The organism is Veillonella sp., from assembly GCF_015058545.1.
Lineage (GTDB): Bacteria > Bacillota > Negativicutes > Veillonellales > Veillonellaceae > Veillonella_A.
This window is the reverse complement of record NZ_SVCB01000110.1, coordinates 1-19,958: the sequence shown is the minus strand read 5'-3', so window position 1 is coordinate 19,958 and position 19,958 is coordinate 1. Positions and strand designations below refer to the sequence as shown.

Below are 19,958 nucleotides of genomic sequence, written 5' to 3'. Positions count from 1 at the left end.
TCAAACTTAAATTAAAAGGAATGAGTCCGGTAGAATACCGGACCCATTCCCAAAAAGTTGCTTAATTACTTCTGTCCAAGAAAATGGGTGCAGATCACCGTTGGTGTAGGAGGTTTTTGCTTTAAAATTAAATTTGGTTAATAGATTGTAATCCTTTAATAATACGATTGGCGGCTTCGCACACTGTATCCGGATGGGCTGCCAAGTTGAAGCGTACAAAACCCGGTGTAGCCGGTGAAAAGTTAGGACTCGTATTGACGCCGACACGGCATTGTTTGATCATAAAATTGTCCAGTTCATCCGGCTCTACATAGGCTTTGAAGTCGACCCAGGCGAGGTAGGTTGCTTCAAGCGGCGTAAATACCAGTTTAGGCGCTGCTTTGAGAAGCATAGTTTTTAAAAGCTCGTAGTTGCTTTGAATGACGGCCAAGAGTCCTGTTAGCCATACATCGCCTGTCTGATAGGCTGTTTCAGTAGCGATTAAATCGAGTACCGGTAATTGTGTATGGTCTATGGTTGCTACGTAGGCATCAAATTGCTTGCGCAGCTTTTCGTTCGGGATAATCGTATGAGCCACCGGCAAGGATGCCAGATTAAAGGTTTTGGAAGCACTGGTAATGGTGATAATAGAATCTTTGAAGCGACCGTCTTGTAAGGCTAAGGCCGGGATATATGGGTCCGGACCAAAATGGAAGTCTTCGTGGATTTCATCACTGACGATGAGCACATTATTTTCTTCGCAAAGGGTGAAGAGTTTAACCATCTCTTCTTCCGACCAGATGCGGCTTACCGGATTATGGGGATTGCAAAAAATGAAGACTTTAATAGCATGCTCTTTAATTTTTACTTCCACATCGTCAAAATCTATGTAGTAGCGACCTGTTTCGTCTTGTTTTAGTTCGCTGCAGATTGGTGTGCGGCCTGTATCCTGAGGTGTGCTGTAGAACGGATAATACACTGGTGAAAGAATAAGGATATTGTCTTTTGGTTGGGTAAACGCATGTAAAATCCAGAATAACGTGGTTATGGTGCCGCTCGTAAAGCGAAGCCAGTTTTTCTTAGGTGTGTAGCCGTGATGACGAGTGAGCCAATCGATAAAGGTTTGGTGATAGGTTGGGCTGATTAACGAATAGCCAAAAGCACCATGTTTGATACGTTCAGTAAGGGCTTCCGTTACTGTTTCCGGAACCTTGAAATCCATATCGGCCACCCACATAGGGATAACGTCATCGGTACGAAAACGCTGTTTTAACCCGTCCCATTTAACACTATTGGAGCCACGACGATCGAGGGCGTAGCGACTTAAAAATTCTTCTTTGGTCATGGTTTGACTCATTATTACACCTCCTGTAACAGTGTATGTATATTAAAAATTTTATATATTAGGAATTAATTTCATTATAACAAAATAGTGTAAGAGATAGAAAGAGGGCCATACGTAACAGTGTAACTGCTAAGTATGGCCTTCTTTGTATTTTTTATTTAGTTGTTGTTAATGATTCTATGGAAGTAAGATGCTGTAATAATTCATCCATAGTTTTAAAAGTGCCATTGGCATATTCTAATACTTTAATGGCATTCGGTGAATATGTGTTAATGGATTTAAATAATTCAGACCAATTGATAGTACCGGAATTGATAGGTTGGTGCTCATCTTTTAGGCCGGAATTATCATGTAAATGATAAGCTACTATTTTTTCATTTAAACTTTGAATTACATGTTGTAGATTCCATTGATTAACATTGGCATGTCCCACATCAATAAGGGATACAATATTAGGGAATTTATTAAATAGTTCAATGTATTCTGATTCGTTAAACAGGTTATAAGTTAATAAGCCGACATTTTCCAGGGCTAGCTGGGGACCATTTATTTTAACCGCTAAATCGCTAAGTTCTTGAAGACGTTCAATGACTAATTTTTGTATATCTTCTTTTTGGCCGGTCCATTGTTCATTAGTATGAACAACGATAAATTGTGCTTTAATTTCTTTACCGAAATTGAAGGTTTCTTCATAGCGGCTAAGATAATCTGTATCATTAGGATTGGCTAAATTAACGGTTACACAAGGTCCGTGTAAGGATATGGAGCGTGATTTAATCTGGAAGTTAGGCAATAAAGTTCGCCAATATTCCAATGATCCGAATTCTACGAAAAACTCCATGCCTAAATTTTGAGGTAAATTTCTAAGTGTATTTTTTTCAAATGCAGGAAATAATAAATCGCTAATGGCAATAATATTCATGGTTCCTCCTTAGTGTGCTTGTTTTAAATTTAAATTGTCGCCGGTTTCACTGTCAAAGAAGCAAACATCATTCCAATTGAAATCAAGACCCAGTGAATCACCGACATTAAATTTGTTTTCTGATCCTGAAAATTGAATAAAGCCTTTAATCGTATCATCTACTTGGAATAAACAGTTTTGAATATTACCGATATTTTCAATATATTGGCATTGTCCATGTAACATAGCTCGTTCTAACGGGGCAAGGCGTAATTTTTCCGGACGAATACCTACGGTAAGAGCAGGCGTTGTAAGCTTTTCTTTTACATATGGAGGCAATTCCAATGTAGAAGACCCGATGGTTACTTGACCGTTATTAGTAAATAAAGGCCATAGATTCATAGCCGGCGTACCAATAAATGAAGCTACGAATAAATTAGCCGGATTATCATATACAATTTCCGGTTTATCAAATTGTTGTAACAGGCCTTCGTGTAAAATAGCGATTCGTTGACCTATGGTCATGGCTTCTACTTGATCATGAGTAACATAAATCATAGTAGAATTACAACTTTCGTGGATTTTAATAAGCTCTTGGCGAGCATGTTGACGAAGTTGAGCATCCAGATTTGCTAATGGTTCGTCTAATAAAAAATACGGCGATTGTTTTACGATAGCACGGCATAATGCAACCCTTTGCTTTTGGCCACCCGACAGTGATTGAATCAGGCGATTTTCGTAGCCTTTTAAATTCAACATTTCGATAGCAGCTTTAGCCCGTTCTTTGATTTCAGTCTCAGGCAGGTTTTGTAGTTTTAGACCAAATACGATATTGTCCCATACATTAAAATGAGGGAATAAAGCGTAGTTTTGGAAGACCATAGCTATATTACGATCTCCGGCGGGTACATCATTAATTAGAGTTTCGCCCATATATAACTCGCCGTCGCTAATATCTTCTAAGCCGGCAATCATACGAAGCGTCGTACTTTTACCGGAACCGGATGGTCCTAGTAAAACTACTCGTTCCCCTTCTTTGATTTCAAAGCTTAACTGTTTTATGATTTCTTTTTCATGATAGGTTTTGCTTACTTTATTGAAAACTATATTATGCATTATCCTTTAACTCCTGATTGAATAAACGTATTGAGAATATATTTTTGGCAAATTATGAATAAAATAAATGGTAGAATGCTGGTCAATACGGCGAGTGCCATAGCCAAGCCCCATTCACTGCCGCCTTCGGCACTAATAAACATTGGTAATGCCAAGGCCAAGGTATATTCTGTTTTACTTTTTAAAATAAGCAATGGCCAAAAATATTCATTCCAAGCATTGATAAAGAACATAATACTAATGGAGATTACTGATGGTCTTACTAAGGGGAGAATAATGTGCCATAAGATATACAGCGGTGAAGCTCCTTCTAAAATGGCACATTCGTAAATACTTTTTGGAATACTGCGCATAGTTTGGCGCATTAAGTAAATACCCATGCCATCTACAATTTCTACGAGAATAACACCATAAGGTGTGTCTAAAAGTCCCAATGAAGAGATCAATAAATAATTAGGCATGATTAAGACGGACATAGGAATAAAAAAGGTCAGAACCATGGAATTGAATAGTAATTCTCTGCCTTTAAATCGATAGTAAACAAATCCGAATCCGGCTAATAAGCTAGTTATGATCTTAAAAATAGTAACCGTAATGGCAATAAAAAAGGTATTACCAGTAAATTGGAAAATAGGGAATCGGTCCAATACCGTAAAATAGTTGGATAATGTTGGATTTTCCGGTAGCGGATTCAAAGGGTACTGGAAGATTTGATTTAAATCTTTTAAAGAAGCCGATACTAGAAATACAATAGGCCATAAGCAAATGAGCAGCGAAACTATAAGGATGATATGGCCAATAAGTTCTTTTTTTAGATTAATTTTCATAGTATACCTTCTTATCTAATACTTTATTACGCCACCAAGCAAATATAACGAATAATAACATCGTTAACACAGCATACGCCGCCGATTTGCCGACTTGATAGAATACGAAAGCATATTGGTAAATAACGTATACGAGGTTTGCACTGCCTTGATTAGGTCCGCCTTGAGTTAATATATTGACCGGAATCATGACGTACAGTAAGCCGAATACCACGGTAATAACAAAGACGTAGATTGCGGACGAAGATGTTTGGGGGATTATAATTTTACGTAATATGACCCAATCAGAGGCACCTTCTAAACGAGCTGCTTCAATCATTTCTTTGGAAACGGACATCATGGCAGCCAACATAAGAATAAAGTTATAGCCAAATACTTTCCAAGCAATAATCATGCTAATAGAGAAAATAACTAAAATTGGTTCTTTCAGCCAACGAGGAGAATCAAGACCAAATATTTGTAAAATGGCATCAATAGGTCCCGCTAATGGATTATATATCCATAAGAACAGAATACTTGCAACGGATAGACTAAAAAGCGAAGGCATAAAGAAAAATACTTTGTATAGATTTTTCCCGTATTTAAGAACATAAGCTAAGATATAAGAATAAATATAAGGTAATACAAAGTTAAAAATTAAAAGAAATAGGACAAATAAAACTGTATTTACAATTACAGAATAAAATTCAGCCGTTTGTACAATATCGGTATAGTTTGAAATTCCAACAAACTTAATCTTAGAACTTACCATATTCCATGAGAAGAAGCTTAGCGCTACATTGACGAGTAAAGGCCAATAATAAAAGACCAAAAAGAAAAATGTAGCCGGTAAGAATAGTAAGTAGCCTGATTTTGAAAGACGATTCATATTAAGACTCCTTCTAAGCACAATTAGAATCAATAGACAAAAACAAAAGCTAAGGTCTACTGATTCTAATGGCATTAATTTTACAATATGAAAATTTTTAGAAATGTTACTTCAGTAAATCGTTAATTTTTAAAGCTGCTTCATGCAAGGCTTCAGTTGCAGTTTTGCTGCCATTAAGGATAACGTCTCGGGCATCAATTAAAACTTGTTCTGCTTGTAAACCGTTTTGTCCCGGGAAGCTAACCCAAGGTGTTACATTAGGAAGCATTTCCATGGCTTTCTTAATATTTTCGTTTTCATCAATTAATTTTTTGTATGGGCCTTCTTGTGCCATGTTTTTACGAGGTGGTAAGTAACCGGTACCAGTATCCCATTTAGTTAAGTTTTCGGCACTTTCTAAGTATTTTACAAATTCAACAGCTGCTTTTTGTTTAGCTTTGTCTTTGCTAAGAATCATGAGGAAGTTACCGCCGGCAGGTACTTTAACCGGTTTGTTGCCAAAGGCAGGGAAGGTTGTAGTCATTACTTTGAAGTTAGAAGATTTTTCAAAATTAGCACGTTTACCGATGGTTGTTGCTACCATAGCTAATTTGCTGGAAGTAAAGCTTTGGAAACCTTCTTCGTTAGTTGCGTGTAAGCCGGTGCCGTTTTTAACCATATCGGCAATTATTTGGTATGCATGAGCAGCTTCAGGGGTATCAAAGCCGGCCTGCCATTTACCGTCTTTATGAGTTAACATGGTGCCGCCGTTGGATTCAACTAGTGCTTGGTTTGTCCAAGTATCGGCATATTCTTGCATAAAGAATGCAGGATTACCTGTTTTTTCTTTAATTTGTTTAGCATATTCTGCTACTTCTTCCCATGTTTTCGGTGGTTTATTAGGGTCTAAACCGGCAGCTTTAAAGATATCCGGATTATAGTATAAAACCGGTAATGATAAGGAGTAAGGAACACCAACTTGATCGCCGTTATCTGTTTGTGCCAAGCGAGCAATATTAGGTTTGAAGGTATCTTTGATAAAATTAGGATCACCTGCATCAGCGAAAATTTTATCAATATTTTCCGTTTCAAAGTTTTCATGTGCATAGTTTAAGAAGTTCCAACCCATTTGCACTACGTCCGGTGTCTGGCCGGATGCTAAAGCGGCTTGTAAGTTTTGAGTTAAGCCTTTGTACATATCCGGATTAAATTTCTCAGTTACTTTAATATTAGGATGTGTTTTGTTAAAATCGGCAACCAATTCACGAACTGTTTGTCCACCGAAGCTATCGGATGCTACATGCCAATATTCAATTTCTACTACTTTGTCATTTGCTGAGCCGCTGTTTGAAGTTGAGTTGCCACAACCTGCAAGTACGAGCAAGGCCAGCATACAAAACAGGCCGGATAAAATGGCTTTTAATCTCATGATTTCCTCCTACCTTGAATAAGGTTTTACTATACTAGATTAGAATTTAGTGCACCACATATTTTTCATTTAATCATAATAATGTAAACATTCAAGATGAAAAATGTAAAATTTACTAAAATTTTTTCAAGGTTTTGTAAGATTTTTGTAGGAAACAAAAAAACTGCCACATCCTTTCGGACATGGCAGTTCTCATGATTAGATTTGTAAGATATTATTTATGTTCTTCTTCGTTAATGCGCTGGATTTCGAGTGCTTCTTCACGATTGAACTTAGTGGATAATACGAGATTTACGAAGTAAGCAATTGTGAGGATGAAGACACCTAAACCAAGCCATTCAGCTGTATTTGCAAAGTCTTTGCCAACCATGCTGAGTGGATCTTCGCCACCGCCGGAAGTTACGGAGATAACGATGATAACCGCAATAATTACGCCGATTAAGCTTTCGCCTACGATCATACCGGAAGCGAAGAGGACGCCGCGACGGTTACATTGTTCAACATCGGCTTCCGCCAATTCGCCGCTACGTTCTTTAGCGCGTTTAACTAAGTATTTGCCTACGAAATAGCTCATCAAAGAACCGATAACGAGTGGCATTTCAAGAGATGGCGGTAAATAGATACCCATCCCGATAGCCAATGGCGGCAAGGATAAAGTAGCAGTAGTGCTCTTTAATACTAAGTTAACGATAATGCCGATAATACCGATACCAACACCGATAAGGATGTAATCCCAATCAAGGTTGGAACTGAAGATACCTTGAGCAATGGTTGTCATCAAAGTAGCTTGCGGTGCAGACAAGGCTGCGGAAGGATCCATTTCGGCACGAGGTAAAGCACCGGTAAAACCATATGCTTCGTATAAAAGGTTGAGAACCGGAGCGATAGCGATAGCGCCGGCAACGGAACCGATAAGTAAGGCTACCTGCTGTTTCCAAGGTGTAGCGCCTACGAGTTGACCGGTTTTGAGGTCCTGTAAGTTATCGTTGGAAATAGCGGCGATACAAACAACCACACTGGTCATGAATAAAGCCATAGCAGTTGCGAATTTTACGCCTTCAGGTGTAGCGAATAAGTCATTGGCAGAAGCAATGGCAAATACTACGAGGGACGAAATGATGATACCCAAGATACCGATACCGGAGATTGGGCTCGCGGATGTACCGATAAGACCGGCCATGTAACCGCAGGCAGCAGCTACGAAGAAACCGATGCAAAGAGCGATAACGATACCGCAGATAACAAGTGTCCACATAAGAACAGGGCTGATGTTTACTGCACTTACGAAGGAGTAGAAACAGATAACAAGGCCAACTAAAATGAATAAGAATACGATAGCGATAGTGGATGGCTTCATATCTGTATCCATGCGATGAGTAGCACGTTCTTCGCCGGACATTTTCATGTTCTGAACGGAAATACGCATACCTTCGATAATTGGTTTAGTTAAAGTGATGAGAGTCCAGATAGCGGCAATACCGATACAACCGGCACCGATAAAACGAACTTTTTCCTTCCAAACAGTCATAGCAAACGATTCAATCGATTTAGCATCGCCCATTGGCAATACATTAGTTAAGTAAGGTACGAAACCGCCCCAAGCGATGATCATACCTACCAAGATAGCGATACCACTGGAGATACCGATAAGGAAACCGGCACCGAGTAAGGCTGTGGAGAAGCCGAGCGGGAATTGAGTTACCCCACGGCCAACGCCGAACCAGAAACTCATTTCACCGGCTAAATAATGGAAGCCGTTAGTGAAAAGACTGATGATACCGGCAAAAATACCGCCACTTACGATTTCTTTCATACCGCTGGCACTTTTTGCAGCGCTGTCGCCATGATTCTGACTGCCGACTTTAAGAATTTCAGCAGCCGCACGGCCTTCCGGATATGGTAAATCGCTGTTTACTACCATGGCACGACGAAGCGGAATTGTAAATAATACACCTAAACAACCGCCACAGGCACAGAGCAATAAAGTTTCGCCATAAGGGAACCCTTGCCAATAGCCTAGCATCAAGAGGCCCGGCAAAACGAAAATAACAGCCGATAAAGTACCGGCAGCCGATGCTTGAGTTTGAACCATGTTGTTTTCAAGAACGTTGGAGTCTTTGAAAAAACGAAGGATAGCCATGGAAATTACAGCGGCTGGAATGGAGCTGGAGAAGGTTAAGCCAACTTTTAAGCCTAAGTAAACGTTTGACGCGGTAAAAATAATAGTAATGAGTACGCCTAAGAGCATACCGCGGAACGTCAATTCCGGCAGATGTAAGTCATGACTCATAAAATCATGCTTCATACTAACCCTCCTTGAGAGAATAAAAAATAGAACATCTAATAATCCTACAAGACGATTGTACATAAATTGTGGACAAAATTCAATCTCAATTTTAACTCTATATTGTATACATCACAAATCATCATGAAAAAATGCAGAATATCATGATTTTTTCACCGTTTTTTGTTATATTATAAATATACAGTGTTTTTTGGCATGATTTAATGTATTAACGTACATTAGCCATAAAGGGGAATGAAGGAGGAATTTTTTATGAAACAGAAATGGCAAAAATATATAATGGCCGCTGTATTCGGATCCATTGCTTTGGGCGGTTTTGGCGGCGTTAATGCCGCTGACGTAGCCGTTGTAAAAGTGGATTCCGAACCGGCTGCTGCTGTAGTCGATGACAACGGCGATATTGTGGCAGTACAGACGCCGACCGAAGCACATAACAATACGACCGGCGTTATGACTAAACGTGTGTCTTCGGATATTTCGCCGGCATCCAATAAAGCGATGTGGGAAGCATCCGATGAGTTATCTCGCGAAGCGGATTTGGTGAAAGTTCCGGAAGCTAATGCGTATTATCAGCGTTTATCCGTAGCCGTTCAACCAATCGCTATCAGCGGTGATCGCATCCATGTTACTTATCCGACAGTAACATCCGTCAGCCCGGTGGTAACGAAGGAAATTAACAGTCGCATCACTAAATATGTACAAACGTTGCAGAAGAATTTGGAAAAAAACAATCTCAAAGCGGACGTGAAAGAAAATCTGTACATGACCTACGATGTTAAAGCCAATGACAAAGGGATTTTCAGTGTATTACTTAAGTCGTACACCATTGGTGATCAGGCAGCTAACGGCCTTAATACGGTAAAAGCATTTACTTTTAACAGCACCAGCGGTAAAGTGTTGACTTTGCATGACTTTGGCGGCGTTAAATTAGATGAATTAAATCAAGCCATTGCTAATGATGAAGATTTAAAACCACAGTTTTTCCCTGAAAACAGAACGGTCGACAAAGTTCCGTCCGATTTCTATGCTACGGAAGACCATGAAATCTTTGTTATCTTCCAGCAGGGCACGGTGGGTCCAATGTCCTCCGGTACGATTTATGTACCAATGGGTAAATTGAAATACTAAGCTCAGTGGCAGTCTAAATTTAAATTTTGATAATAAAAAATGCAATAGTTTGTTACTGAGTAAGTAAAACATTACAAATTACGGCATAAAAAAGCAGTACGCCGCTTCCGAAGAGGGAACAGCGTACTGTTTTTGTTTGGTCAAATGACTCAATAGTATTCTTTTATAAGCAATTATTTTTATTATGTGGTATAACTCTTACACATTGAAGCGGAAGTAGGTTACATCGCCGTCTTTCATGACATAGTCTTTACCTTCGAGGCGTACGAGACCTTTTTCTTTGGCCGCATTCTGGCTGCCGCAAGCTACGAGGTCGTCAAATGCTACGATTTCCGCACGGATAAAGCCTTTTTCAATATCAGAGTGAATCTTACCGGCTGCTTGAGGGGCTTTCGTACCTTCTACGATAGTCCAAGCACGGGCTTCCATTTCGCCGGCTGTGAAGAAGTTGATAAGGCCCAATAAGGAATAGCTGGCTTTAATCAACTTAGTTAAACCGCTTTCGGTAAGGCCAAGTTCTTCGAGGAACGCTGCTGCTTCTTCGTCGGATAATTCGGCAATTTCCGATTCGATACGAGCGGATACGACAACGACACCGGAACCTTCGTTGGCTGCATATTCTTCTACTTTTTTCACATATTCGTTAGCTTCGTAATCGGAGATTTCATCTTCCGATACATTGGCTACATATAAGGATTTTTTGGCTGTTAACAAGGTTAACTCTTTAAGAATTTCCAATTCTTCTTCGTCAAGACCCTGAGCACGTACCGGAATAGCTTCGCCGAGACCTTCGATGACTTTTTCCAAAATCGGAAGCTCGATGCGCGCATCTTTATCGCCGCTTTTGGCGATTTTTTCAATACGCTGTTTACGTTTTTCAACGGAATCAAGGTCAGCTAGGCAAAGTTCCGTGTTGATGATTTCAATGTCGCGAATCGGATCGATGGAACCGGCTACGTGAGTGATGTTAGGGTCATCGAAACAACGTACAACCTGAGCGATGGCGTCAACTTGGCGAATATGGCTGAGGAATTTGTTGCCCAAACCTTCGCCTTTGGAGGCACCGGCTACGAGACCGGCAATATCAACAAAACGCATAGCGGCCGGAATGATTTTTTTAGATTTAAACATAACGGCCAATTGGTTGATGCGGTCATCCGGCACATCAACGACACCTACGTTAGGTTCGATTGTACAGAACGGATAGTTGGCCGCTTCGGCACCGGCTTTGGTAATGGCGTTAAATAATGTACTTTTGCCCACATTAGGAAGGCCTACAATACCTACTTCAAGATTTGTACTCATTTCATTCTCCTCACTCATCAGTTAAGTCTGCTACAGGTGATTATGGGAACCACCGACGTCTATGTTAGTTATAAATTACTATGTTAATAATTTATTATAACATACAAACAGCTTGGATGCACTGTTAACCGTTTTTACGTTTATTGGTAAAAGAATGAATACTGATGAATCCGGTGATGATAATGAAGGTAATAAGGGCAAAAATCTGTGGCCATAAATACTCGACACCTATTCCTTTTAGCATGATGCCGCGGATGATAGTCAAGTAGAAGGTCATGGGCATGATGGCACCAAGGTATTGGAAAATGGCATCCATGGCCACACGGGGGAACATAAAGCCGGATAGTAAGATGCTCGGCATATATACCAAGATTGACATCTGCATGGCTTGAAGCTGGGTTTTGGCCACGGTGGAAACGAGGATTCCCAGCATCAATGAGGCGACGAGGAAGATGGTGGTTGTCATAAAGAGAACGAAGAAGCTCCCTTGAAACGGCACATCGAATAGCAGAATCCCGGCTATTAAGGCGATACCCGCCTGTGCGTAGCCGATGATTACATAGGGAATAACTTTGCCGATAATAATTTCGTAGTCTTTGAGCGGCGTTACCATTAACTGCTCCAAGGTACCAACCTCCTGCTCGCGCACTATGGCCATGGCTGTAATACTTACCAAGGTCATGGTAATCATGAGGCTGATAATGCCCGGCACAATGTTATAGGCGGTTATGAAATCCGGATTGAACCACGGGTTGATTTTTACTTCAATGGCATTACCGGACGGCATCGCTTGGCCGGTAGCCAGCAAGCGTTGTGACGTAATACTTAGAGAACGCTGTTGTCCTAAGAGTTGCGCCGTACTGATGGCGCTGTTGGCTATGGTATTGTCACTGGCGTCGACGATGAGTTGCATTTCCGCGGTGCGCCCGTGTTTAATATCCTCGCTGAAGGTTGGAGGAAAGGTGAGGGCCGCTACGGCCTTACCGGAATAAATGCTGTCTAACATGGCCTGGTTGCTGTCTACATATTCAACCACATCGTAGTAGGAGGTGCCTACGAAGGCATTAATGAGCTCGCGACTTTCTTCGCTTCTTGATTGGTCATAAATGACCGTCGGTACATGTTTTACGTCCGTATTGATGGCGTAGCCGAAAATAATGAGCTGCATTAAGGGCATTAAAATCAGCATAAATAAGGTGGCTTTATCCCGTTTCATCTGGTGAAACTCTTTTATCAGTATAGCCCAAATTCGTTGCATATCATTGACTCCTAGCTTGTTTCATATAATAAATAAACGCATCTTCCAGATTCCGAGCGTTAGGTGTGGTTTCCTTTAACACTTTAGGACGACCTTCGATAATCTTTTGGCCTTTGTCCATGAAAAGAATACGGTCACATTGTTCCGCTTCGTCCATGAAGTGAGTAGTTACCAAAATCGTGGTGCCTCGGTCGGATAGTTTATTGATGACGTCCCAGAATTGGCGGCGTGTCAACGGATCGACACCACTGGTCGGCTCATCCAGATACACAATGGATGGATTATGTAAAATAGCGGCTCCTAAAGAGGCTCGTTGACGCCAGCCGGTTGGTAATTGGCGAACTAAGCGATCCTTGATGTCCCGTAAATCAAGTTCCGCAATGACTACCTCGATGCGTTCAGCCAGCTTGTCGCGTTTTAAACCGTATACGCGACCGTAAAAAGTAAGGTTTTCCATGACTGTTAAATCAGCATAGAGACTGAACTTTTGCGACATGTAGCCGATGTTTGATTTGATGCGGGCTACATTTTTAGTGACATCCGTTTGCAATACATTAACTTTACCTTCAGTGGGCGCCAAGGTACCGCAGAGCATGCGGATTGTGGTGGATTTACCGCAGCCGTCGGAGCCGAGCAGCCCGAAGATTTCGCCTTCTTTAATAGTAATTTTAAGCTTGTTGACGGCTGTAAAATCACCGAATCGACGCACCAAATCTTGCGTTTGAATAACGATTGGTTTATCGGTGAGTCGCTCAAAGTCATGCTGCACCGCATAATCAGCGGTAAGTTCGTTGTTTTTATTGACGAGTCGAATATATACTTCATCTAGTGTTTGGTTTGTTTTTACATTGGTCTGAGCTCGTAGTTCTTGTGGCGTACCGAGGGCTAAGATTTGACCGGCTTCAAAAAAGGCAATTTGCGTGCAGTAGTCTGCTTCGTCCATGAAAGGTGTAGCGACAACAACGGTAGTACCGTCTTGGTTGATTTTTTTGATCAAAGTCCATAATTCGCGGCGTGATAAGGGGTCGACACCGGTTGACGGTTCATCCAAGATGAGCAGCTTTGGCGTATTTAAAAGGGCTACGGCTAAAGCTAATTTCTGCTTCATGCCGCCGGATAAATCATTGGCCATGCGGTCTTTAAATTGGCCGAGGCCTACATATTCGGCGAGAGTATCACATTTATTGTGCAGATCATCCTTATTGAGTCCGTATAGACGACCATACAACTCGAGGTTTTCGTATACACTTAGATTGGGATATAAAGCGAAGAGCTGCGATACATAGCCGATAGTGTGCTTTATGTCGCGCGGCGAGGCACCATTAATAGTTATAGTTCCTTCGTTTGGGACGATTAGGCCGCAAAGCATGCGAAGGAGCGATGATTTGCCGGCACCGTCGGCACCAACGAGGCCAAACATTTCACCGTCCGGAATGCTTAGGTTGATACCCTTAAGGGCGTGCACATCGCCGTAATGTTTGTGGACATTTTGAATGGTAATCATGGAATCACCACATCCACGGGCATACCCGGCTTAAGAATTTCCTCACCATTTTTTACTTTAATACGCACTTTATATACTAAATTTGAGCGTTCCGTTTTGGTGATACTTTGACGCGGTGTATATTCCGCTTCAGGGCTGATGCGTTCAATATAGCCTTCAAAGATTTGGTTTGGTAAGCCGTCTACTTTGATTTGTGCTTTGTCGCCTACTTTAATGAGAGCTAATTGCTCGGTTGATACATAGATATGAACCCATGCATCCTGCATGTCGGCGATGGTTAAAACAGGAGCGCCGGCCTTCACATATTCACCTTTATTATAGTTTTTGGTTAAAACAAGGCCGTTAACCGGGCTTTTCATGATTAAGTCGTCCACATTACTTTGCGCTGATGCTACATTGGCATTTAAGGCCTCTACCTGAGCCTGTGCGGCAGCGATTTGTTGACTCCGTGTACCCTGTAAAAGTTCCTGATAATCCGCAGTAGCTTTCGCTAAATTTTGTTCCGCCACATCATAGGCTTGTTGCTTCTGGTCGCGTACTTGAGCCGATACGGCGCCTTCGGAATATAAGGCGGCATAGCGATTATACTCTTTTAAAGCTTGGTCGCGTGAAACAGTGGCCGAATCAACCAGTGCTTTATACGCTTTGATTTGATCTTCCCGAGCACCGGCTTGAAGATCGGCTAAATTAGCAGCACCTTGAGCGAGGGATGCTTTGGCTGCTTCTAAGGCCGTGTTGGTTGTCGGTTGGGATAAGGTAAAAAGAGTTTGACCTTCGGTGATGCGGCTACCCAGATCAACATCAAGGCCTGAAATATAGCCATTGCTGCGCGGTGTAATATCATATTGGTGTACTTCGATGGTGCCTACTGTGTTTACCTTGCCGGTAGTTGTGCGGGGGTAGAAGTAGTAGATGGCGATGCCGATTAATAGAATCAGCACCAGGCCGATAGGGATGTATTTCTTTTTCATAAGGAGCTCCTAACTTTGAGAGATGTATCAGAATATCAGAGGATGGTTGGATGGGATTTCTTTTTCAAAAAATTACTGTTCAGGAAAATAGGTGTCAAAAAAGAACTTCAGCGACATTTCCGTATTTTCCGGCGAGACGAAAACGTCCTTCATGGTCTTAACAGCGTCATTGATAGAGGCACTGTAGAGTACGGGGAAGACCAAAATAGAAATTAAATGGCTGAAGATAATTTTACTTTTGCTATGAATTGCTTCTTCCGAGTCTTCCGGATGACGCTCCTTAATGAGTGCCGTAATAGGGTTTACTATTTTGAAAATCCCTTGACTGCGCAAGAATTGAATATAGGACATTTGCGTCGGATAGGCTTGTTTAGACAAAAAGAGATAGAAAATAAATTTCTTATGCTTAGCCAGGTGTTGTTGATATTGCAGTAAAAAATCAAATAAGCGCTGTCTCGGTGTTTTTGATTCATCATCTAAGATTTGAAAGAAACCTTTGGCCCGCATGAGAATTATGTTGATCACCTCATTGAAGAGATTATCTTTGTTTTTAAAATGGTAATTGACGAGGGCTACATTGACATCCGCTTCGGCGGCAATCATACGCACTGTAATGCTACTGATATCGTCATTGTCGAGCATTAGGCGATAGGTTGTGTTGATAATTTTATCTTTGGTTGATTCTGCCATAATGAATTCCTTTGTTTATTAATACTTGCTAATACAGATTAAGATTAGAAATTTCCGAAGTTAGTATGATATGTGTTTATAAAATTTAAACATTGTTTAACTTGCAATTCTATTTTAAACATTGTTTAAATAAAAAGCAAGACCTTTGGAATTAATATGAAAAGGTTAATATTTAGTTCAAAATAAAAAGAGACCGTAACGATTACAGAAAATCTGCTTTCGTTACAGCCTCTTAGTATATAGGTTATTCGATTATTGGTATTAATATATTGTTACGAATTATAAAGAATGGGCACGCAATTCTTCGGCGCTGTGCGTGGAAATCCATGCCGGTGGAATATCAAATACTGTGTAAGCGCCGGTGCCGCCGTGTTTTGCCAAGCGATAAATACCGCGAGCATAGGCAGTTAATACAGAACCGGTGAATTCAGGATTGCTGTCGAGTTTTAAGGAATATTCTACAACGTGACGGGTACCTTCGGTGCTTTCGCCGCTACGAAGTACGAAACCGCCGTGTGGAATACCTTTGTGGTTTTTGTCGAGCTCTTCTTGGGAGATGAAATGAACAATCGTTTCATAACCAACGAAGTAGTTTTCCATAGTTTTGATTTCATTTTCGATTTTAGCTTTGTCGGCGCCTTCTTCAGCGACTACATAGCATTCACGAAGATGGCCGGATTGTGCAGTAACTTCAGGCGTTTGACCCTGACGAATCTGTTCCAAGTATTCTTCGCGAGGTACAGTGTACTGACGAGCATCCACTACGCCGTCCAAACGACGGATAGCATCGGAGTGACCCTGGCTGACACCGCGGCCCCAGAAGGTGTAGGATTTGCCCTGAGGTAAAATGCTTTCAGCGAATACGCGTTGTAAGGAGAACATGCCAGGATCCCAGCCGCAGGAAATCAAGGCTGCATTGCCGCCTTCTTTTGCTGCTTTATTTACGTTTTCAAAATGTTCCGGAATGCGTGCATGGGTGTCGAAGCTGTCGATAACGGTGAAATGTTTTGCCACCATCGGCGTTTGTTCGATTAAGTCGGTTGCAGAACCGCCGCAAAGAACCATAACATCGATTTTGCCTTTAAAGCTTTCCAATTCGCTCATAGCATAACTTGGTACACCGCTTACTGTTTGTAAGCCGCTACGACGGGAAAAAACACCAACTAATTCCATATCCGGTTGTAATTTTACAGATGCTTCTACGCCACGGCCCAAGTTTCCGTAACCTACGATGCCTACTCTGATTTTCATAGGTAAAACCTCCTAAATATAAATCATCCTAAATATAAATCCTACGTAATAATTTTTTACGTATAATTTCTACGTATAATCAATCCTACGTATATAGCGATTTTGTGTTCTTTTTGATATACACTCTTATTTAAGTATACTCTGTGTGTAGCTCGCTGTATAGCTAAAATTATTATTTTCTATAGAAAATTGGGATATTAATAACAACAAATAGGAATTATTGGAAAGTTTGGACTTTTTTTCATAAAAAATTTGCCTTTTTATGTGAATTAGTATATAATTGAAAAGCTTATTGATGGTAAGCGCTTCCTACCCCTATGGAAGATAGGGGCATATGTCCAAAAGAGGAGGTGATTTTGTATGAACAAATACGAAGTCATGGTGATTGTGAAACCAGCCGAAGAAGAGACAACCAACGCGGTTATTGAAAAAGTAGAAGCTTTGATTGCTCGTGTAGGCGGCACAGTAGAAAAGGTAGATCGTTGGGGCAAGCGTCGTCTTGCTTACGCAGTGAAAAAATTCACTGACGGTTTCTACGTATTGGTTAACTTTGAAGCAGATCCTGCAGAAATCAAAGAAATCGATCGTGTATTAAAAATCAACGATGATGTCCTTAAACACCTAATTGTTAAACACGGCAAGTAAGCTCTGGGAGGTTTACTATGAACTCAGTACAGATCTTAGGTAATTTAGCTCGTGACCCTGAAGTGCGCTTTACTAAAACCGGTAGAGCCGTAGCATCATTTACAGTGGCTGCGACAAACACATATTTTGATTCCACTACCAATGAACAGAAGGAACAAACCGCCTTCATCAACTGTGTAGCTTGGGGTAAATTAGGGGAAGCAGCTGGTAACCTACGTAAAGGGAGCCGTTGTTTCGTTGAAGGTCGTTTGAATACCCGTTCTTATGAAACTCAGGATGGGCAAAAACGCTATGTAACTGAAGTAGTAGCCAACTTTGTTGGTACATCGTTAGATACTCAGAATACCGACAGCTTCGGTGGCGGGTCTTCTAATTTTGACAACTTCGGTAGCAGCAACGATGAAAACATTCCGTTCTAGTGTTTAGGACTCCTACTAATTCGAAAAGGAGGATTCACATAATGAGAAGAGATAGAAGCAGAAAACCAAGAAGAAAAGTATGTAACTTCTGCGTTGATCATGTAGATCAAATCGACTACAAAGATATTGCTAAACTTCGTCGTTTCACGACTGAACGCGGCAAAATTCTTCCACGTCGTATTTCCGGCACTTGCGCTAAACATCAGCGTAAATTAACATTAGCAATCAAACGCGCTCGCGCTATTGCTTTGTTGCCATTCACTGCAGAATAATCGCAATCTAAACAGAAACCCAGCAAGCATGATGTTTGTTGGGTTCTTTATTTTTATAATTTGAAATAAAATGAGTAAAAATGAGATTGTAGCACCCAAGTAGCACCCACTAACTTGATTTGTTAGGCCTTTATAGCACCCACCAAATTTTGTGATATCATGTCCATTTCAGCACCATATGGCAAGGAATTTACGGCATCTAATAATTGTTGGTGAGTTTTATGAGTGTACACCCCTTGTGTAATATCGCGCCCGCGTGAGTGCCCTACAATCATTTTTACAACAAGCTCATTAACTTGATAGTTATTGGCAAGTGTAATAAAAGTATGCCGGAAGTCGTGAGGGATATGATTTTCTAAGCCATATTTATCAATCATCTGCTTGATTCGATATCTCAAGCTTGAGGATGCGGTAACAGGGAATAAGTAGCCCCGGCTAAATGCGTTTTTCTTGTAAAATTCGCTCACAAATGGATAAATGCAGTCCGCAATAGGAATATGCCTATCTTTACCGGCGGCGGTTTTAACGCCACCAACCATATATTTTTCTTTTAAATTTACATTGTCCACTTTCATTTGCAGTAGCTCAATCGGGCGGGCTCCGGTATAACAATACACTAAGGCCATTTGCACCATCTCATCATCGGTATGCTGCCATAATATGCGCATGTCTTCCGTGCTAAGTGGTTTATGCTTATCAGATTGACCAAGTGCCGGCAATTTAATGAGCTCCGCATAATTTTTCAAAACAAAATCATTTTCAAAAGCCAATGTAAATACGGCATTGAGCGTCACTTTTATTTGCCGTTTACTCGCCGATGATAAGCCGCTGCTATCCACTATGTCCTGCAAGTGCACGAGTTTAATGTTTTGAATCGGCTTGTCCCAAATGTGAGTGCAGCGTTTCTTGGTCATGTTGTAATTAGCAGCACTCGACACGCCCATATTTTCCTTTTGGGCAATCATCATATCCCAAACCTCGCCAAAGGTAATATCTTTGGCAAGATAAAATTTAGGGTCATTATTATATAAATTCAATGCGGTCCAGGCTTCTTTTTGCGTGGCAAAATAGCCAAGCGTCTTCCGTGTTTGCCTTCCGGTAATCGGGTCAAGGCCCATTGTTACCACTGCACAATAAGGCTTTCTCCGGGCACGGTCTTTTTTCTTGTAAACAGTCCCGCTGCCGTTGCTTCGTCTTAGTGCCATAAATAAAATCACGCTCCTTGTTAGTTAAATAGTATGACAAACTAACCTGAAGCGTGGTATAATCAACTTGCGGATTGAGTGTATACCTGCTTCAGGTATTCTATTCAATTTTCCCTCGGCTGTTGGCGCAGCCGGGGGTCTTTTATTTTGATGTTAATTAGGAAATTTATGTAAAAAAAATCCGGAGCAATACAGAATATCGCTCCGGCAAAAACATATAAGTTTATTGGCTTATACCGATATTCTACAAGACTTTGTACCAATTGTCAATTATTTTGCTGAAAAACTCAAAAGTTGTTCGTAACGAAAGATTTTTATCAAATGTATTATCTCTGAAAAATCTGTTTCGTAGATTATTTAGCCTTAACGATACATGTTTTTGTAAACCTGGGCTTTCTACAATGCGGGTATGAAAGTATAAGACACTAGCTATTTGGCTTATTTTGAACTGCACCCCAAAAATTGGACACAATTTTTGGAGGTGCAGTTTTTTTATGGCAAAGTATTCTAAAGAAATTAAAGAAAAAGTTTACTGTCTATTTGAGCGTGGATGGGGATTCC

18 protein-coding genes are annotated in these 19,958 nt (G+C 40.9%); 4 read left to right on the top strand and 14 right to left on the bottom strand.

The annotated features are described in order from the left end of the window. Positions 1–127: 127 nt before the first annotated feature. From E7204_RS07550 to E7204_RS07520, 7 genes are all read right to left on the bottom strand, one after another. Positions 128–1,336, bottom strand: coding sequence for a PatB family C-S lyase (locus E7204_RS07550; RefSeq protein ID WP_295183217.1), 1,209 nt, complete (start codon positions 1,334–1,336; stop codon positions 128–130). 142 nt (positions 1,337–1,478) lie between these two features. Then, positions 1,479–2,246: a TIM barrel protein gene (locus E7204_RS07545; protein WP_295183215.1), complete on the bottom strand. Its 768-nt coding sequence runs from the start codon at positions 2,244–2,246 to the stop codon at positions 1,479–1,481. A 9-nt stretch (positions 2,247–2,255) separates the two neighbouring features. Beyond that, on the bottom strand, positions 2,256–3,341 hold the full coding sequence (locus tag E7204_RS07540) for an ABC transporter ATP-binding protein (protein ID WP_295183213.1): 1,086 nt from the start codon (positions 3,339–3,341) through the stop codon (positions 2,256–2,258). Then, positions 3,341–4,168: a carbohydrate ABC transporter permease gene (locus E7204_RS07535; protein WP_156705580.1), complete on the bottom strand. Its 828-nt coding sequence runs from the start codon at positions 4,166–4,168 to the stop codon at positions 3,341–3,343. Before E7204_RS07535 ends, E7204_RS07540 begins: the two co-directional genes overlap by 1 nt. Continuing rightward, positions 4,158–5,036, bottom strand: coding sequence for a sugar ABC transporter permease (locus E7204_RS07530; protein ID WP_295183210.1), 879 nt, complete (start codon positions 5,034–5,036; stop codon positions 4,158–4,160). Before E7204_RS07530 ends, E7204_RS07535 begins: the two co-directional genes overlap by 11 nt. 106 nt (positions 5,037–5,142) lie before the next feature. Next, the gene (locus E7204_RS07525) at positions 5,143–6,444 is read right to left on the bottom strand and encodes an ABC transporter substrate-binding protein (protein ID WP_295183208.1); all 1,302 of its coding nucleotides are present in this window, start codon (positions 6,442–6,444) and stop codon (positions 5,143–5,145) included. 214 nt (positions 6,445–6,658) lie between these two features. After that, on the bottom strand, positions 6,659–8,749 hold the full coding sequence (locus tag E7204_RS07520) for an oligopeptide transporter, OPT family (protein WP_295183206.1): 2,091 nt from the start codon (positions 8,747–8,749) through the stop codon (positions 6,659–6,661). A gap of 252 nt (positions 8,750–9,001) precedes the next feature. On the opposite strand from E7204_RS07520, the gene E7204_RS07515 reads away from it, so the two are divergent. After that, positions 9,002–9,877, top strand: coding sequence for a DUF3298 and DUF4163 domain-containing protein (locus E7204_RS07515; RefSeq protein WP_226974593.1), 876 nt, complete (start codon positions 9,002–9,004; stop codon positions 9,875–9,877). Between the two features lie 198 nt (positions 9,878–10,075). Here E7204_RS07515 and ychF read toward each other — a convergent pair whose 3' ends face one another. From ychF to E7204_RS07485, 6 genes are all read right to left on the bottom strand, one after another. Beyond that, complete coding sequence (ychF, locus tag E7204_RS07510; RefSeq protein ID WP_295183204.1) at positions 10,076–11,182, bottom strand: redox-regulated ATPase YchF; 1,107 nt, start codon at positions 11,180–11,182, stop codon at positions 10,076–10,078. 124 nt (positions 11,183–11,306) lie between these two features. Further along, entirely contained in the window at positions 11,307–12,440 is a 1,134-nt protein-coding gene (locus E7204_RS07505) for an ABC transporter permease (RefSeq protein ID WP_295183202.1), read from the bottom strand. A 1-nt stretch (position 12,441) separates the two neighbouring features. After that, a complete protein-coding gene (locus E7204_RS07500) occupies positions 12,442–13,944 on the bottom strand; it encodes an ATP-binding cassette domain-containing protein (protein ID WP_295183200.1) in 1,503 nt (500 codons plus the stop codon). After that, positions 13,941–14,915: an efflux RND transporter periplasmic adaptor subunit gene (locus tag E7204_RS07495; protein WP_295183198.1), complete on the bottom strand. Its 975-nt coding sequence runs from the start codon at positions 14,913–14,915 to the stop codon at positions 13,941–13,943. The genes E7204_RS07500 and E7204_RS07495 overlap by 4 nt, the downstream gene beginning before the upstream one ends. Before the next feature lie 72 nt (positions 14,916–14,987). Further along, on the bottom strand, positions 14,988–15,605 hold the full coding sequence (locus E7204_RS07490) for a TetR/AcrR family transcriptional regulator (RefSeq protein ID WP_295183196.1): 618 nt from the start codon (positions 15,603–15,605) through the stop codon (positions 14,988–14,990). 279 nt (positions 15,606–15,884) lie between these two features. Continuing rightward, entirely contained in the window at positions 15,885–16,856 is a 972-nt protein-coding gene (locus tag E7204_RS07485) for a diaminopimelate dehydrogenase (protein WP_295183194.1), read from the bottom strand. Positions 16,857–17,216: 360 nt separating this feature from the next. Between E7204_RS07485 and rpsF the strand changes: the two genes are divergently transcribed. From rpsF to rpsR, 3 genes are read left to right on the top strand one after another with little or no spacing between them, the layout of a single operon-like run. Beyond that, positions 17,217–17,501 carry a 30S ribosomal protein S6 gene (gene rpsF, locus E7204_RS07480; RefSeq protein ID WP_006555211.1) on the top strand — a complete coding sequence of 95 codons (285 nt, stop codon included), beginning with the start codon at positions 17,217–17,219 and terminating at the stop codon, positions 17,499–17,501. A 17-nt stretch (positions 17,502–17,518) separates the two neighbouring features. Further along, the gene (locus E7204_RS07475) at positions 17,519–17,920 is read left to right on the top strand and encodes a single-stranded DNA-binding protein (protein WP_021840307.1); all 402 of its coding nucleotides are present in this window, start codon (positions 17,519–17,521) and stop codon (positions 17,918–17,920) included. A 41-nt stretch (positions 17,921–17,961) separates the two neighbouring features. Further along, a complete protein-coding gene (gene rpsR, locus E7204_RS07470; protein WP_006555209.1) occupies positions 17,962–18,192 on the top strand; it encodes a 30S ribosomal protein S18 in 231 nt (76 codons plus the stop codon). Between the two features lie 122 nt (positions 18,193–18,314). Here rpsR and E7204_RS07465 read toward each other — a convergent pair whose 3' ends face one another. Then, a complete protein-coding gene (locus E7204_RS07465) occupies positions 18,315–19,409 on the bottom strand; it encodes a tyrosine-type recombinase/integrase (protein ID WP_295183192.1) in 1,095 nt (364 codons plus the stop codon). Positions 19,410–19,958 lie beyond the last annotated feature (549 nt).

Coding starts and splice junctions, on each gene's coding strand:
- E7204_RS07495 (WP_295183198.1), bottom strand. CDS start 14,915: ATGAAAAAGAAATACATCCCTATCGGCCTGGTGCTGATTCTATTAATC.
- E7204_RS07505 (WP_295183202.1), bottom strand. CDS start 12,440: ATGCAACGAATTTGGGCTATACTGATAAAAGAGTTTCACCAGATGAAA.
- E7204_RS07500 (WP_295183200.1), bottom strand. CDS start 13,944: ATGATTACCATTCAAAATGTCCACAAACATTACGGCGATGTGCACGCC.
- ychF (WP_295183204.1), bottom strand. CDS start 11,182: ATGAGTACAAATCTTGAAGTAGGTATTGTAGGCCTTCCTAATGTGGGC.
- E7204_RS07520 (WP_295183206.1), bottom strand. CDS start 8,749: ATGAAGCATGATTTTATGAGTCATGACTTACATCTGCCGGAATTGACG.
- E7204_RS07525 (WP_295183208.1), bottom strand. CDS start 6,444: ATGAGATTAAAAGCCATTTTATCCGGCCTGTTTTGTATGCTGGCCTTG.
- E7204_RS07515 (WP_226974593.1), top strand. CDS start 9,002: ATGAAACAGAAATGGCAAAAATATATAATGGCCGCTGTATTCGGATCC.
- E7204_RS07530 (WP_295183210.1), bottom strand. CDS start 5,036: ATGAATCGTCTTTCAAAATCAGGCTACTTACTATTCTTACCGGCTACA.
- E7204_RS07540 (WP_295183213.1), bottom strand. CDS start 3,341: ATGCATAATATAGTTTTCAATAAAGTAAGCAAAACCTATCATGAAAAA.
- E7204_RS07490 (WP_295183196.1), bottom strand. CDS start 15,605: ATGGCAGAATCAACCAAAGATAAAATTATCAACACAACCTATCGCCTA.
- E7204_RS07475 (WP_021840307.1), top strand. CDS start 17,519: ATGAACTCAGTACAGATCTTAGGTAATTTAGCTCGTGACCCTGAAGTG.
- E7204_RS07535 (WP_156705580.1), bottom strand. CDS start 4,168: ATGAAAATTAATCTAAAAAAAGAACTTATTGGCCATATCATCCTTATA.
- rpsR (WP_006555209.1), top strand. CDS start 17,962: ATGAGAAGAGATAGAAGCAGAAAACCAAGAAGAAAAGTATGTAACTTC.
- rpsF (WP_006555211.1), top strand. CDS start 17,217: ATGAACAAATACGAAGTCATGGTGATTGTGAAACCAGCCGAAGAAGAG.
- E7204_RS07545 (WP_295183215.1), bottom strand. CDS start 2,246: ATGAATATTATTGCCATTAGCGATTTATTATTTCCTGCATTTGAAAAA.
- E7204_RS07550 (WP_295183217.1), bottom strand. CDS start 1,336: ATGAGTCAAACCATGACCAAAGAAGAATTTTTAAGTCGCTACGCCCTC.
- E7204_RS07485 (WP_295183194.1), bottom strand. CDS start 16,856: ATGAAAATCAGAGTAGGCATCGTAGGTTACGGAAACTTGGGCCGTGGC.